The sequence below is a fragment of the Nonomuraea sp. bgisy101 genome (assembly GCF_057708945.1).
On record NZ_JBYITD010000012.1, the window covers coordinates 82,724 to 97,728 of the forward strand.

Annotated in this window: 15 protein-coding genes; 6 read left to right on the forward strand and 9 right to left on the reverse strand. The window is 70.6% G+C overall.

Features of this window, described 5'->3' with window-relative positions:
- Positions 1–123: 123 nt before the first annotated feature.
- Both AC3EO4_RS23315 and AC3EO4_RS23320 read left to right on the forward strand, forming a co-directional pair.
- Positions 124–942 (forward strand): helix-turn-helix domain-containing protein, encoded by an 819-nt coding sequence (locus AC3EO4_RS23315; RefSeq protein WP_379572610.1) that lies wholly within the window; start codon positions 124–126, stop codon positions 940–942.
- Positions 939–1,175 carry a DUF397 domain-containing protein gene (locus AC3EO4_RS23320; RefSeq protein WP_379572609.1) on the forward strand — a complete coding sequence of 79 codons (237 nt, stop codon included), beginning with the start codon at positions 939–941 and terminating at the stop codon, positions 1,173–1,175. Before AC3EO4_RS23315 ends, AC3EO4_RS23320 begins: the two co-directional genes overlap by 4 nt.
- A gap of 75 nt (positions 1,176–1,250) precedes the next feature.
- Here the strand turns inward: AC3EO4_RS23320 and AC3EO4_RS23325 are convergent, their stop codons facing one another.
- The 6 genes from AC3EO4_RS23325 to AC3EO4_RS23350 form a co-directional block, all read right to left on the reverse strand.
- Positions 1,251–1,976: an MBL fold metallo-hydrolase gene (locus tag AC3EO4_RS23325; RefSeq protein WP_379572608.1), complete on the reverse strand. Its 726-nt coding sequence runs from the start codon at positions 1,974–1,976 to the stop codon at positions 1,251–1,253.
- Positions 1,977–2,274: 298 nt separating this feature from the next.
- Positions 2,275–3,063, reverse strand: a complete 789-nt coding sequence (locus tag AC3EO4_RS23330) for a hypothetical protein (RefSeq protein ID WP_379572607.1) — start codon at positions 3,061–3,063, stop codon at positions 2,275–2,277.
- A gap of 140 nt (positions 3,064–3,203) precedes the next feature.
- Positions 3,204–4,019: a citrate/2-methylcitrate synthase gene (locus tag AC3EO4_RS23335; RefSeq protein ID WP_379572606.1), complete on the reverse strand. Its 816-nt coding sequence runs from the start codon at positions 4,017–4,019 to the stop codon at positions 3,204–3,206.
- Entirely contained in the window at positions 4,016–4,768 is a 753-nt protein-coding gene (locus tag AC3EO4_RS23340) for a CoA-transferase subunit beta (RefSeq protein WP_379572605.1), read from the reverse strand. The genes AC3EO4_RS23335 and AC3EO4_RS23340 overlap by 4 nt, the downstream gene beginning before the upstream one ends.
- On the reverse strand, positions 4,765–5,658 hold the full coding sequence (locus AC3EO4_RS23345) for a CoA transferase subunit A (RefSeq protein WP_431897743.1): 894 nt from the start codon (positions 5,656–5,658) through the stop codon (positions 4,765–4,767). The genes AC3EO4_RS23340 and AC3EO4_RS23345 overlap by 4 nt, the downstream gene beginning before the upstream one ends.
- A gap of 91 nt (positions 5,659–5,749) precedes the next feature.
- Complete coding sequence (locus AC3EO4_RS23350; protein WP_379572603.1) at positions 5,750–7,189, reverse strand: aldehyde dehydrogenase family protein; 1,440 nt, start codon at positions 7,187–7,189, stop codon at positions 5,750–5,752.
- A gap of 281 nt (positions 7,190–7,470) precedes the next feature.
- Between AC3EO4_RS23350 and AC3EO4_RS23355 the strand changes: the two genes are divergently transcribed.
- From AC3EO4_RS23355 to AC3EO4_RS23370, 4 genes are all read left to right on the forward strand, one after another.
- Positions 7,471–8,550 (forward strand): extracellular solute-binding protein, encoded by a 1,080-nt coding sequence (locus tag AC3EO4_RS23355; RefSeq protein WP_431897746.1) that lies wholly within the window; start codon positions 7,471–7,473, stop codon positions 8,548–8,550.
- Positions 8,551–8,699: 149 nt separating this feature from the next.
- Positions 8,700–9,461: an ABC transporter permease subunit gene (locus AC3EO4_RS23360; protein WP_379572601.1), complete on the forward strand. Its 762-nt coding sequence runs from the start codon at positions 8,700–8,702 to the stop codon at positions 9,459–9,461.
- Entirely contained in the window at positions 9,458–10,261 is an 804-nt protein-coding gene (locus AC3EO4_RS23365) for an ABC transporter permease (protein WP_379572600.1), read from the forward strand. Before AC3EO4_RS23360 ends, AC3EO4_RS23365 begins: the two co-directional genes overlap by 4 nt.
- On the forward strand, positions 10,258–11,268 hold the full coding sequence (locus AC3EO4_RS23370; RefSeq protein WP_379572599.1) for an ABC transporter ATP-binding protein: 1,011 nt from the start codon (positions 10,258–10,260) through the stop codon (positions 11,266–11,268). Before AC3EO4_RS23365 ends, AC3EO4_RS23370 begins: the two co-directional genes overlap by 4 nt.
- On the opposite strand, the gene AC3EO4_RS23375 is transcribed toward AC3EO4_RS23370, so the two are convergent.
- From AC3EO4_RS23375 to AC3EO4_RS23385, 3 genes are all read right to left on the reverse strand, one after another.
- Entirely contained in the window at positions 11,256–11,708 is a 453-nt protein-coding gene (locus tag AC3EO4_RS23375; protein ID WP_379572598.1) for a hypothetical protein, read from the reverse strand. The two genes, AC3EO4_RS23370 and AC3EO4_RS23375, sit on opposite strands and share 13 nt — an antisense overlap.
- A 37-nt stretch (positions 11,709–11,745) precedes the next feature.
- Positions 11,746–13,374, reverse strand: coding sequence for a tetratricopeptide repeat protein (locus AC3EO4_RS23380; RefSeq protein WP_431897748.1), 1,629 nt, complete (start codon positions 13,372–13,374; stop codon positions 11,746–11,748).
- Positions 13,375–13,536: 162 nt separating this feature from the next.
- Positions 13,537–14,925 carry a DMT family transporter gene (locus AC3EO4_RS23385; protein WP_431897750.1) on the reverse strand — a complete coding sequence of 463 codons (1,389 nt, stop codon included), beginning with the start codon at positions 14,923–14,925 and terminating at the stop codon, positions 13,537–13,539.
- Positions 14,926–15,005 lie beyond the last annotated feature (80 nt).

The following is a 15,005-nucleotide window of genomic DNA, read 5'->3' on the forward strand; positions in this document are numbered from 1 at the left end:
ATTCCCCTGTCGTGACCCCAGCCTGCATTCAAGTGACTACTCTAGGTACGGATCCGGGTGGCACACCTGGAGTGCGCGAACCCGGAGAGCTTTTGTAGAACCTCTGTAGAACCGGAGCCCCCGATGCCTGCTGCACGCGAGCTCGATCCGAGCTCCAGCCCGCTGGCGTTCTTCGGCTCGGAGCTGAGAGAGTTCCGCACCCGAGCGGGCCTTTCTCAGGAGCAGCTGGCCGAGCGGTTGAGCTATTCGCTGTCCCTGGTCTGCGCGATCGAGCTGGCCAGGCGCACGCCGTCCCGTGACTTCGCCGAGCGCGCCGACGTGGTGCTCGACACCGGCGGGTCGCTGCTGAGGCTGTGGCCTCTGGTACGGCAGGCGGCCTACCCCGCCTGGTTCCGTCCGTGGCTGGAGATCGAGCAGACGGCGCGCACGCTGCAGACGTGGCAGCCGCTGCTGATCCCCGGGCTGCTGCAGACCGAGGACTACGCGCGGGAGGTCTTCCGCAGGGAGCCCGCCGCGACGGCGGAGCAGGCGGAGGAGGCGGTGTCGGCGCGCATGACCAGGCAGGCGGTCCTGCGCCGGCCCGATCCGCTGAGGTACTGGGTGGTGCTGGACGAGTGGGTGGTCCGCAGGCCCATCGGTTCGGCGGCGACGATGCGCGGGCAGGTGCGCGCGTTGCTGGAGTCGGCCGAGCTGCCGAACGTCACCGTGCAGGTCGTCCCGGTGGACGCGCAGGCGGTGCCGGGGTTGACGGGTGCGTTCGTCATCGCGAAGGTTCCCGGCGAGCCCGATCTCGTCTATCTCGAGTCCGCGGGCGCGGGGTATGTCACGGATCGTCCGGCGGATGTCGAATCCATCGCTCACAGATATGACGTGATCAGGTCACTCGCCTTACCGGTTCACGCAAGTCTAAATTTGCTGTCGAAAGTGGAGGAGAGCATATGAATGACCTCACATGGCGCAAGGCCCGTCGTAGCGGAGGCAACGGCGGGGATTGCGTCGAAGTCGCCGTCCTCGACACGCCCGGGGACGCCGCCGCGCACAAGCCGGAGCAGGACAGGCTCTTCGTCCTGCGCGACTCCAAGGACCCCGACGGGCCCAGGCTGTTCTTCACCGAAGCCGAGTGGGAAGCCTTCAGGCTCGGCATGAAGGACGGCGAATTCGACGACCTGTCCTGATCGAACACCGAACCCCGACCACACGACAACGGTGACCGCACAGCCGGGCCCGCGGAGGCGTGCCGCCCGCCCGGCTCAGATCACTCCTGGCACGGCCACGGTGATCTGACCCGTGAATCCCCTGCTCGCCGCCTCGAGCGCCGGCTCGGCGGGCGTGCCGGGCCACAGGTGCGTGAGCACCAGGTGGCCGACGCCCGCCTTTGCCGCGTTGGCGCCCGCCTGCTCGGCCGTCGACAGGTACGGCGCGTCCTCGTCGGGCACCACCTCGGGATAGGTGGCCTCGGCGAGGAGGACGTCGGCGTCCCTGGCCAGCTCGACGAGGTCGGGGGTGGGTCCTGTGTCGCCGGTGTAGGCGAGCACCCTGCCTCCCGCTTCGAGCCGCAGCCCCGCGTTGGGCACGTGGTGCGGCAGCGACCAGGCCTCGACCGTGAAGGGTCCCAGCTCGTACGGCCTGCGCGGGGTGAGCTCGTGCGTGACGTACTCCAGCATGCCCGGCCGGTCGAGGGCGAGGACGGCGTCGAGCGCCCCCGGCGGCGCGTGCACGGGCAGCGGCGGCGGTGACTGGTCGCCGAGCGAGCGCGCCCGCAGCAGCGGGTTCAGGTCGGCGCAGTGGTCAGGATGCCCATGGCTGACGAGGACCGCGTCGATCTCCTCGGCCCCGGTCGTGGCGAGCAGCAGGGGCAGCGTGGCGTAGCCGGGGTCGATCAGCACCCTGAACCCCTCATGCTCGACGAGGTAGCCGCTGCACGCCTGGCCGGCGGCGGGCCAGGCGCCACACCCGCCGAGCACGGTCACCCTCATCGCGTGAGGCCCCTCAGGGGCAGGGCGCGGGCGGGCAGGGCGCGGGGCGCCGGCGCGGGCAGCGGGCTGTCGCGGGGCGGCAGGGACCGGGCGGGCAGCGCACGCGCCGGCAGGGAGCGGGCCGGAAGCGGTCGCGGCGGCAGGCCACACCGCTCGGAGCCGGCCGGAAGCCGGAGTGGCGGCAGGCCACACCGCTCGGAGCCGGCCGGAAGCCGGAGTGGCGGCAGGTCGCACCGCTCGGAGCCGGCCGGAAGCGGGAGCGGTGGCAGGTCGCGCCGCTCGGAACCGTGTGCGGGAGTCAAGCGATCACCTCGTTGTGTGCGGTTGACATCAGACTGCGGAGCAGCGGCCCGCAGGCGCGCTCGTGCTCCGCCTCCACCGGCAGCCCGTCGGCCACCCTGGTCTGGTAGATCTCGCGTTCGAGCTCGTCGGTGTAGAGCTGCGCGGTCAGCCCGACGACCACCGTCACGCCGGTGCCGCCGCGCGGGATGACGGCGACGGCGTGGGTGCGCAGCCAGCTCTCGTCGGCTCCGCCGTACCAGCCGCACTTGACCGCGGCGTCGGGTACGCCCAGCGCCTCGCGCACGCCGAACGCCTGCCCCTCGGGCACCTCTCTCATCCACGACAGCACGTCGGAGGCCACGGGATCGCCGGCGAGCGCGGCCTGAGCGAGGGCGGTGTAGGCGGCGGCGACCTCGGCCGCGGCCACCTCGACCGAACCGAAGCGGGAGGGGTCGCCGTTGCCCTGGGTCCAGGCGGCGCCGGTGCGCCGCTGGATCTCGGCGAGGATCACCGCGGGGCCGACCGCCAGCCACAGCGCGCGTGTGTCGCTGTTGGAGGAGGTGACGACGGCGGGCTCGGCGTGGCCGCGCCAGAAGTCCTGGTCGGTGACGTGGGCGGCGGCGGCCCAGCAGTACAGGGGCTTGAGCAGCGAGGCGCAGCGGAGCCTCTCAAGGCCGTGGGTGAGCGTGATGGTGCGCGACGGCACTGTCGCGGCGGGCCCGCTCACTCCCCTGGTGATCGCGGCGGCCTGTGCGCTGGCGCCCGGGCGCAGGTCGCGGAGGGCGGCGGCGAAGCTCGTGCTCATCGGCCGATGCTACAACGGCCGGTGACGCGTGAGCGGCGCCCGCTTCTCGCGGGCGCCGCGCGTCAACGTCAACAGGTGTCGGCGACCGTCAGCGGGAAACCACCGCCGGCGGGGAAGCCGACGCCGGCGAGAAGCGGACGTCAGCGGGAAAGCGTCCGGTCCGCGGGCCCGTCGTAGTGGTCGGGGCCCTGCATCGACAGGTCGAGCGGCTGGACCATCGGGGAGTTCGACGAGGCGCGCCAACCCTTCTCCCTGGTCACCTCCTCGATGGAGTGCGCGCAGAGCGACAGCGACCTGCACACGATGAACAGCGCCTTCAGCTGGAGCGGCTCGTAGCCCATGTCGAGGCCGATGCACCCCATCGCCCCTGGGCCGTTGATCCAGACGCGCCGGCCGAAGACGTCCTCGGTGGCGTCCTCCATCGCGCGGGCGATCTCGACGTACCTGCCGGTGACGCCCAGGGAGTCCGACAGCTCCATGAGCCTGACGGTGCGGGGGTCGCGGATGTGCTGGGCGTGGTGGAAGCCGGGCATCCGCTCGCGCCGCTCGCGCATCTCGGCGACGACCTTGGCGGCGGCCTCGCGGTCGCTCAGTCCGTCCTGCTCGGCCCTGGCCGCGACTCCGAGGAACATCTCGGCGGGACGGTCGGCGGTGCCGTGCAGGCGGCCGATGCCGGCGACGCCCGCGGCGACGGCCGCGTTGAGCTCCGCGCCGCCGGACGTCGCGAACCTGACGGTGGCGGAGGAGGGCGACATGGCGTGCTCGGCCATGTTCACCATGATCGCCTCGGTCATCCTGCCGACCTCGGGCGTGGGCAGCTCGCCCCTGAGCACCAGGTGGAAGTGCTCGCCGAAGGAGATGTTCCCCGTCAGCTCGTTGACGTCGTAGCCGCGGATGACGATGCGGTCCTTGTTCTTCCACGCAATGGCCGTCTCCCACGCGAACGGCTGTTTCATCGGGCGATCCTTTCGGGAAAGTACACGCACGCCGGGTCGATCTCCTCGCGCAGCAGGCGAAGCTCCTCGGGGTCCGGCGGCAGGACGGTGTCCAGGGGGTCGGCGAACGCGGGCGTGAAGCCCGTGTTCTCCAGTACGGCTCGCGCCGTGGCGCCAGGCATGAGCGCGGTGACGGTGAGAGCTGAGTCCTCGGCCTCCATGACGCACAGGTCGGTGACGACCTTCACGCGCAGCGGCCCGAGCCCTGCCTTGGCCCGCTCGCCCGGGCCGCCGAGGAAGCCGGGGCTGGTGACGTAGCCGCACCGGGCGGGAAAACGCCGCCGCTCGTGGTCGGTGAGGATGACGACCTGCGAGCAGTGGCTGGCGATGTCGTTGGCGCCGCCGCTTCCCGGCAGGCGCTTGCCCGCCACGGTGGTGGAGTTGATGTTGGCGTACTGGTCGACCTCGGCGCCGCCGAGGAAGCCGGTGCGCACCAGCCCGCGCTGGACGAGCCCGCCGAGTGCCTCGAACAGCGAGCCGTGGCGGGCGGCCCCGTGCATGAGCCTGGGGTCGACGACCGAGACGGGTGTGGGCACGACCTTGGGGAACATCACGCCCGACTCGATCACCAGCTTGGCGCCTGGGGCGTGGGTCCGCTGGGCGAGCGTGGCGGCCAGCAGCGGCAGTCCCGTGCCGACGATCACCAGGTCGCCGTCGCGGATCTGCCGCGCGCCCTCGACCACGAGCAGTTCTCTGGGCAGCGCGGTCACACGAGGCTCCTCATCCGGTCGGCGAGCGTCCTGCGGAGGGTTCCGCCGGCGTCTCTGGTGGCGAGGTACTCCTCGAAGCAGGCGCCGAGGTTGGCCGAGATCCATGCGCGCAGGTGCTCGTCGCCCGTGCGGCCGAGTCCCTGGTACTCCTTGATCTCCGACTCGGCGAAGTCGTAGGCGCGGTAGACCGAGGTGGGGAAGGCCCCGAAGGGCTGCTCGACGACCGCCGTGACGTACGCCTCGGGGATCGTCACCTGCTCGGGGCGGTCGGCGAAGGCGCCGGCGGGCAGCACCTGTTCGGCGGACACGATCGTCACCTTGGCGGCCCGCACCATGTCCACCTCGTGCGAGGTCACACCCTCGATCACGGTGTTTCCCAGCGTGTCGGCCCTGTTGGCGTGGATGAGCGCCACATCCGGCGCCATCGCCCTGACGAGCACCAGGGGTTTGCCGCCGAACGGGTCCACCGACTCGACGGCGACTCCCTCGGCCACCATGTCGGCCAGCAGGTCGGTGCCGAGCAGGCTCCTGGTCGGCAGGTACGGCAGGCCGAGCGCCGCCGCGGCGAACCTGCTGGCCATGGCGAGGTGCGAGTGGTCGCCCACGCTCACCTCGCCGCGTTCGACCGCCCTTCGCCAGGCGAACAGCGTGCCGTACCGCTCGAGGTTGCCGGTGCCCTGCTCGGTCCGCACCACGAGCCCCGCGGCGACGAGCATGTCCAGCGGGAGCGACAGGTTGCAGCCGACGACGGTCAGGCCGCCGACGCCCTGCCTGATGACCTCGTGGACCAGGGCCATGGGGCAGCGGTTGATGTTCTGCCCGCCCATCCCGACGACGGATCCGCGGGCGACGAACCGGGAGACCGCCTCGCCCGCCGTCAGGACCTTCACCGGGACCTCCGCTGGTGTTCCGCCTCGGGCCCGTTCGCGGGGGTCGCCACCGCGTCACGGGTGAGAGGCCGGCCGGCCGTGTCACAGGCGGTCAGTAGCTGATGCACGCCGACCGCCACTCGGTGTAGAAGTCCCAGACCTGCGGCGAGCATTCGGGCGGGCCGAACTGCGACAGCTTCGCGCCCATGTGCGGCAGGTGGGCGTAGGCGCCCACGCCCGGCCTGTTCACGTGCAGCATGCCCGCCTCGAAGCGCTCGAGCGCCTCGAAGATGGTGGCGGGGTCCTGGGTGAAGACGGTGCCGCTCATGCCGTACCTGACCGAGTTGGAGATGCGCATCGCGTCGTCGAAGCCGTCGCAGTCGATCACGGAGAGGACCGGGCCGAAGATCTCCTCCTGGGCGATCTCGCTGTTCCACGGCACGTCGCGCAGCACGGTCGGCTGGACGAAGCAGCCGTTGCCCGGGGCGCGCCCTCCGCCGACGACCACCTTGGCGCCCGACTCCTGGGCGGTCTTGACGGCCTCCAGGCAGGCGTGCATGCGGGCCTCGTCGACGACGGGGCCGATGGAGGCCTCCTCGTCGGCGCCGGAGCCGACGCGCAGCGCGCCGACCTGCTCAACGAGCCGCTCCAGGAACTCCTCCTTGACGGCGACGTCCACGACGACCCTGGAGGTGGCGCTGCAGCGCTGCCCCGACTGGCCGAACGCGCCGAAGACCGTGGCCTTGACCGCCTTGTCCAGGTCGGCGTCCTTGAGCACGAGCACGGCGTTCTTGCCGCCGAGCTCCAGCTGAGTGCGCAGCAGGCGGGGCGCTCCGGCCTGGTGGATGGCCAGGCCCACGGGCAGCGAGCCGGTGAAGCTGATGCCTGCCACGCCTTCGTGCGCGACGAGCGCCTCGCCCGCCGCGATGTCGCCCTGGACGAGGTTCAGCACGCCGGCGGGGACTCCCGCGTCGGCGAAGACCTCGGTGAGCATGGCCGCCGTCAGCGGCGTGAGCGGCGAGGGCTTGAAGACCGCCGCACAGCCCGCGAGCAGCGCGGGCGCGACCTTCCACATGGGGATGGCCAGGGGGAAGTTCCACGGCGTGATGAGGCCCACCACGCCGATCGGCGCACGGAAGGTGTAGGAGAACGTACGCGGCTCCTCCGCGGGCAGCGTCTCGCCCTTGAGCCTGCGGCCCTCCCCCGCGGTGAAGTCGAGGATGGCCAGCGCGCGCCTGACCTCGCCCCGCGCCTCCTTCAGCAGCTTGCCCTGCTCGCGGGTGATCGCCTGGGCGAAGTCCTCCGCCCTGTCCTCCAGGAGGCGTTCGGCGGCGCGCAGGTACTCCGCGCGCCTGATCGGGCCGAGCGCCTTCCACGCGGGCATCGCCGCGGTGGCGGCCTCGACCGCCAGCTCGACGTCCGCCCCGCCTGACTCGGCGAAGTCCCCGAGGTGGTCGGAGAGGTCGCCGGGGTTGAGGTTCGGCCGGGTCTGCCCGCTCTCGGGGGCACGCCATTCGCCTCCGATGTGGTTGAGCAGGTATCGACTCCCCATCGGGTTCCTTTCCAGTCTGCTTCTCGTACGGCAAAGCCTCACGCCCCACCACGATTCGGACAAGTGGGATAAGACCGATGCCGCTCATAGACAGGCGCTATACGGCTCCCCCTATAGCGCCGATAGACAAATGCGCATTGGCCATCCCGAATCACTGCACTAGACATTCGAGAAAAGCCCGGCCTTGTAGGAGTTCACCCCGAATTCACCCGGGGGCCGTCGCCGAGATACCCGACAAAGGCCATCATTCGGTGCGAAAACGGCTGAGAAGGGTAAGAACTATGACTAATCTCCGTTCAGGAGTGGTGGCGGCAGCGTCCGTGCTGGCGCTGACCGCGTGCGGGTCCGGCGCGGGAGACTACGACTGGCAGGCCGCACCGGACATCAGCAAGATCGCCGAGCAGGGAGCGGAGCTGCCCACCTACGGCCTGGCCCCCGACTGGGCCAACTACGGCGAGGTGATCAAGGCCTTCTGCGCCAAGCACAACGGCACCTGCGCACACAAGGACACCGACATGTCCTCCTCCGAGGAGATCGTCAAGTTCGACGCGGAGAAGGACAACCCGGTCGGGACCGCCAGCGACATCGGCCTGATGTGGGGCCCGATCGCCGAGGCCAAGGGCGTCGTGCCCGCGTACCTGCCGCCCTCGGCGAGCAGGCTCAAGGACTGGCAGAAGGGCAGGGGCGGCTGGGTGGCGACGTTCGTCGGCGCGCCCGCGTTCGTCGTCAACACCGACAAGGTGATCAACCCGCCCAGAAGCTGGGCCGACCTGCTCAAGCCCGAGTACAAGGGCCAGGTCGCCATCAAGAACCCGACCTCGTCGGGCACGGGCCAGGCGATGGTCGTGGCCGCCGCGATCGCCAACGGCGGCTCGGTGGACGACCTGGCCCCCGCCTACGACTACTTCAGGAAGCTCACCGACGCCGGCAACATCAGCGCGGTCAAGATGAGCGAGGAGACGCTGGAGAAGGGCGAGGCCCCGATCCAGATCAACTACGACTTCAACGGCCTGGCGCAGAAGGCGGCGCTGAAGGAGAAGAACGTCAACGTCGAAGTGATCATCCCCAGCGACGGCTCCGTCTGGTCGCCGTCCGGACTCATGATCAACAAGTACAACGCCGGCAAGGGCGACTTCCTCAAGGCCTTCCTCGACTACGTGCTCTCCGACGAGGCGCAGACCATGTTCGCCAGGTTCGGCGCGAGACCGATCCGCGCGCTCAACGGCGACCTGACCCTGTCCTCTGACGCCAAGGCCAACTGGCTCCCCGAGTCCGCCTACGCGTCCGTCAAGGAGATCGAGATCACCAAGGTGAATCCCGAAAGCATCGTCGCCGACTGGGAGTCGAAGGTTCTCGCGTGATCGTGGGAGAAGAAACGTCCGCCCCAGTGGCAGCTTTGCCAGCCCCGGATAAAGAATCCTCCCCCGCTCGGGCCGGGGGAGGATTCTCCACCCGAAGATTTCTCCCGCGGTGGGGTCCGGCGCTGCCGCTGCTGGCGTTCACGTTCGCGATGCTGGTCCTGCCCGCGCTGCGCCTGGTGCACGACACCTTCGCGCTGCGGGGCGGCGGCTACGGCCTCGACAACATCATCAGGGTCGTCGAGAGCCCGCTGGACCTGCGCGCCATCGGCGGCTCCCTGGCCCTCGGCCTCGTCCAGGCGACGCTGGCCACGGCGCTCGGCGCGCCTGCCGCGTGGCTGATCACCAGGATGCGGCTGGGTGGCAGGGCCTTCTGGCTCTCGCTCATGAACGTGGCCTCGAACTTCGCCGGGATCGGGCTGGCGTTCGGCTTCGTGGCGCTGATCGGCGCGACCGGGATGCTCACGCTGCTCCTGGGGATCTCCTTCCCGTCCGTGGGCTCCTTCAGCGGGATGAACGTGGTCTACCTGTACTTCAACATCCCGATGTTCGTGCTGCTCACGCTGCCCGCGCTGAGCGTGCTGAAGGACGACTGGCAGGAGGCGGCCGAGGTCTGCCGTGCCACCCGATGGCAGTTCTGGCGTCATGTCGGCATTCCCGTGCTCGCGCCGTTCGTCATCGCGGGCTGGCTGCTGATCTTCACGTGGACGATCGGCGTCTACGCCGTCGCGTACGCGCTGGCCTCCTCCCCCGGCTCGCAGAAGCTGATCACGCTGCAGATCGGCACCACGCTGGAGTCGTCGGTGTTCGGCTTCGAGCGGGCCGCCGTGCTGTCGGTGCTGCTCATGCTGCTGGCCGTCGGCGCCACCGCCCTGTACCGGCTGTCGCTGCGACGCGCTGCGAGGTGGCTGTGAGCCGGAGGATCCTCCTGACGCTGCTCGGCGCCTACTTCGCGCTGCCGCTGCTGGCCGCGCTGCTCTACTCCCTGGCCACCAGGTGGACCGACACCCCGCTGCCCGACGGCTACACGCTCGCCCACTGGGCCAAGCTCTTCACCAAGCCCGAGGTCGCGGGGGCGCTCGGCAGGTCGCTGCTGCTGGCGGCGGTCGTCGTGGCCGTCGACATCCTGCTGGTGGTGCCCGCGGCGTACTGGTCGGTGGTGCACAACCCGCGCATCGGCTCGCTCATCCAGACGATCGCGGTGATCCCTTTCGCGATCCCGTGGGTGGTGGTCGGCGCGGGCATCCAGCTCGTCACCGCCTCCGTCGCGCCGCAGCTGTTCCACACCTTCTGGCTGCTCGCCGCCGCCACGGCGGCGATCTCCTTCCCGTTCATGTACTGGGCGGTGGAGAGCGCGCTGCTGGCGGCCGGGGCCGTACAGCTGAGCGAGGCGGCGGCCACCTGCGGCGCGAGCTCCGCGCAGGCGCTCGTCAGGGTCGTCATGCCCGCCATCAGGGGCGGGGTGGTCTCGGGCTCGCTGCTGGTGGTCGCCACCGCGATGAACGAGTTCGCACTGGCCAAGATCCTGGTCGGGGTGAGTTTCGAGACGCTGCCGCTGTGGTCGGCGCGCCAGTTCGTCTCGCGCACGCTCAGCGACCCCAACGCCCTGGCGGTCGTCACCGTCTTCACCTTCGGCTTCCTGTTCGCCCTGTCTGCCCTGGTCGTACGGCTGGGCAGGGGCCGCGTCACCACCATCGGAAGGACCTTTCGTTGAGCCACGTCGTCCTCGAAGGCATCACCAAGCGCTACGCGGGGCACCACGCGCTGAACGGCGTGACCGTCAGCGTCGAGCAGGGCGAGCTGCTCGCCCTGCTCGGCCCGTCCGGCTGCGGCAAGACGACGCTGCTGCGGTGCGTGGCGGGGCTCACGACGTTCGACGGCGGCCGGCTGCGCATCGGCGGCACGGACATGACGGGCGTACCCGCCCGCAAGCGCCCGATCGGCATGGTCTTCCAGTCGTATGCCCTGTTTCCCAATCTCACCGTGCGCGGCAACATCGCCTTCCCGCTGACCGTACGGAAGGAGAAGAACGCCCAGGAACGGGTGGAGGAGATGCTGGAGCTGGTCGGCCTCACCGAGCAGGGCGACCGGCTGCCGAACCAGCTGTCAGGAGGGCAGCAGCAGCGCGTCGCGCTGGCCCGCGCCCTGTCACCGCGCCCCGAGGTGCTGCTGCTGGACGAGCCGCTCTCGGCGCTGGACGCGCAGGTGCGGCACCGGCTGCGCGACGAGGTGCGGCGCATCCAGCACCAGGTGGGGATCACCACGATCTTCGTCACCCACGACCAGGCCGAGGCGCTGGCCATCTCCGACAGGGTGGCGGTGATGAACCGCGGCGAGATCGAGCAGTGCGCCCCTCCCGCCGAGATCTACAGCTCCCCCTCCACCAGGTTCGCCGCAGGGTTCGTCGGCAACAGGAACGCGCTGGAGCTGGACGCGGTCGACGGCGAGGTCTTCGACGTCCCAGCGCCGTCGTCGCGGGTGCTGTGCATGTTCCGGCCCGAGGACGTGTCACTGTCGGCCGAGGGCACGAGGGCGACGGTCGACGTGAGCGTCTTCCTCGGCGCCACCACGCGGCTCTACCTGCGGGCCGAGGTCAACGGGCAGCCGGTGACGGTCTTCGCCGACCTGCCCTCGCGCGCGGCTGCCGCGATCTCTCCCGGAGCCGAGGTGTTCTTCCGCGTCGACCCCGACCACGTGCGGCTCTTCCCTCAGAACCCGTAACGCGTCCACACCAGCGCGAGACCGGTGACGGGCAGCGCCAGGACGGCGAGCCAGCCCAGCACCCGCCAGCGCCTGGCCAGGCCGGGTGTCGCCAGGAAGGCGGCCACCGTGCCCGCGGCCGTGAAGGCCAGGCCCGCGCGCAGCACCTCGACCACCTGGAACGGCGAGGACGGCACGGCCTCGCCGAACCCCCTGATCGCCAGCAGCACGGCCGCAGCCGTCAGCGCCACGCGGCGGGCCGGGTTCACCTCCGCCCGGTCGAGCAGCGGCACCGCCGCCGCCAGCGCCGCGACCGTCACCATCAGATAGGCGCCGAGCGTGGGATACAGGCACTGCCAGTCGCCGCAGCGCGTGGCCGTCCTGGTGGCGTTGATGGCCACCCACCACAGCGCGCCGAGGCTCCCGTAGATGGCCGCCACCCGCCCCAAGAGCCGCACCATGCCCCCATTGTGTGCGATCGACAGCGCTCGCGCGCGATCAGTCCATACCCATCGCGCGCAGCGCCATAGCCCTGTTCGCGTAGAGGTCGGGGTGGGGTTCCAGCTCGATCGCCCTGGTCAGGTCGGCGACCGCGCCCGCCATGTCGCCGCGCTCGTACCGCAGCGCGCCCCTGGCCGCCCACGCCGTCGCCAGTGCGGGCGCGGCGGCCAGGGCGGCGTCGAGCGCCCGCGCCGCCTCCTCGTGCCGTCCCGCCGCCGTCTCGAGCTGCCCGAGCACGGCCAGCAGGTACGGGTTGCCCGGCGCGATGGCGAGCCCCGCCCGCACGTCGGCCATCGCCTCCGCGTCCCTGTCCAGCCCCGCCAGCAGTCCCGCCCGGTTGATGTAGGCGTCGAGGTAGCCGGGGTCCAGCTCCATGACATGCCCGAAATCGGCCAGCGCCGCCTCGTCCTCGCCGAGCGCGACCCGCAGCTCCGCCCTGTTGTAGTACGCCTCGGGCAGCGGCGGGCTCAGCGCGATCGCGCTCTCGTAGTCGGCCAGCGCCTCCGGGTGCCTGCCGAGTGTGAACCACAGGTTGCCGCGGTCGAGGTAGTAGTCGGGGAAGGCGGGATCGATCGCGATCGCCGCCGCGTAGTCCTCCAGCGCCTCCTTGGCGTGGCCGAGCGCGGCCATGAGCTGCGCCCTGTTGGCCAGCAGCACCATCCGGTGGACGGGGTGACTGTCACCCAGCTCGCGCGTCGCGAGCTCGATCGCGGATTCCACCAGCTCCAGCGCGGTCTCGAGCCGCCCTTCGCGCAGCTCTATCAGGGCGAGCCCGTTGCGGTCGAAACCCAGTTTGAAGGCCCGGTCGGGAACCAGGGTGGAGATGGCGATGGCCTGGTTGATCCAGCCTCTGGCCCTGCCGAGGTCGCGTCGCGCGGGATCGGGGTGGCGCGCGTCGAGCATCGCGGTGCCGTACGCGGCGGCGGCGTGCATGGCGGGGTCCTGGCTGCTCCTGCGCACCCGTTCCCAGATCTCCCTGGCCTCCTCGTGACGGCCGAGGCCGCCGAGGGCGGTCGCCGTACGCTGGGCGAAACGCCACCACCCCCTGCCGCCGGGCTCGGTCATGGCCATCCCGCGCAGGCCGAGCTCGGCCACCGCGTGCAGGAAGCCCTCGCGGACGCAGTGGTCGACCAGCTCCCACAGCTCTGTCGTGCTCCTGCGGTCGTCGGCGGGCGCGGGCCCCTCGTCATGGACCTCGATGCGCAGGTGCGCGGCGGGGATCCGGCGTGCCATCACCTCCAGCAGCTCGACGTCGGTCGGGTCGGCCTGCGCGGCGTTGTGCACGAGCAGCGCGCTTCCCTCGGGGACGGCGCGGGCGACGAACTCGGCCAGCCCGTTGGCCAGGCGTAACGTACGCCGGGGCGCGGGCACGAGGATGCGTTCCTCGTCGGGCAGGTCCATGTCGATCGTGACCCGCCTGGCGGGCACCAGCGGGCGCAGCGCCGGGGCCGCCGCCCTGATCTCGATGTCGTACGCCGACACGAGATCAGGGGAACGTTCCAATGCGCCTGGTACCAGCCGGCCCAGCAACGCCGCGGCCACGGTGTAGGGACCATGGGGTCGCCGGTGCGCGTCGATCGGCGGCATCAGCAGCGGCGTCGATCCCGCGCCGGACGGGAGGCGCATAGCGTCAGGTCACCCCTTGTGGATGACGGAGGCGGTGCCGGTCAACCGGGCGGTGCCCGGCTTCCGGACGACGATCCTCTTCATGCGTCCTCCCCTGCTCGGTAAAGACACATGTAGTTGAGATGTCGACAAACTTCAATACCTATAAGAAAGAGGTCTGAATTACCGCACCACACCGATATCTGGCATCTCGTGGGGCTCAGTTTCCTTGACAGGGGCGGGCCGCAATGCGCACAAACAGCGTCCGCTGAGCGGGAACGTCAGGCATCCCTCCTGGCCCGGCATCTCGTGCCTGGCTCTGACGATCTCCGTGGCGTGCTCGATCAGCCGGTCGATGCCCGGCCCGCCGCCAGGGCGCGCCAGCGAGCACCAGGGCTCGGCGTCGGGGTCGCGCTCCGCCGCCCTGATCCAGCAGTCCCTGACCTGCTCGAGGTTCACAGGGACAGGCTTGGGCGGGGACGCGCGCTCGGGCGTGCGCAGCGACGCGAGCGCCTCCGCCGCCTGCTTGGCCGCCCAGCGCAGGCCCTCGTCCGCCTCCGGCGCCTGCGGCACCCGAGCGGGTGGGTCGCCGACCACGACGGGCTCGCCCTTCGACGGTACGGCCAGCAGCATCGCCGCGGCCATGAAGGGCCCGCCCACCAGCACGCTCATCCCGACCGGCTCGTCGCACAACATCGCGATGACGGCCACCCACAGCGGTTGCGACGACAGCAGGACCGCGCTGGGCACCGCGTGCAGGTGGCGCTGGCCGAAGGAACGGGCCAGGAAGCCGAGCGCGCACGAGACGATCGCCAGGTGGCCGAGCTTGAGCCAGCCGTACGGCCCCGGCGGCGCGTCGAGCCCGTCGGGCACCGCCATCACCCCGGTGAGCAGCCCGATGGTGAGCAACTGGATGACCGTGATGGCGTAGGCGTTGTAGTTGGACCTGGAGAACTTGGCGAGCACCAGCGTGTGGCACGCGTACAGCGCCGCCGCGCACAGCGTGAGGCCGAGCGCCACGGGCGCGAACTTGACCCCGTCGCCCTTCATCAGCGCGAATATCGTCACCCCGACGAGCGCGAGGGCCACCCCGTACCAGATGCGCCGCGGCACCCTGACGCGGAAGAGAACGAGCGCGAGGAGAGGAGTCATCACGACGTTGCAGCCGACGGCGAACCCTGACACCGCCGATGAGAGGTCGTCGAGCGCGAAGGCCTGCATGGTCTGGCCGACCCCGAACATGATCCCCAGCACGATCCCCCGCGACCAGGTCCCCTTCGCCAGGCCGGTCAGGCACCTCGGTCTGATGAGGAAGAGCGCGATGGCCGCGATCGTGTACCGCTCGGCGAGAAGATCGGTCACCGACATGTGCAACGGCTCGTCGATGAGACTCTTCATCAGCGGAAAGGCCGACCCCCAAGCGGCGCTGACGAACAACAGAAGCACGGCTCCCATGAGGGGTCGGGGAGCGGGCACCACTGCCATGCACCGCAGCATCTCACTACCGTTCGCGCGCGGTGGCTCACCGCGAGAAGCCGGAGGGGCTGCTGTTACACGCAGGGGGAAGACCATACCTCGCGGGCTCCCCAATACCCCTCCGACCGAAAACGGCAAAATGGGCAATCACCTCAGACCCTTACGCATCACACCCC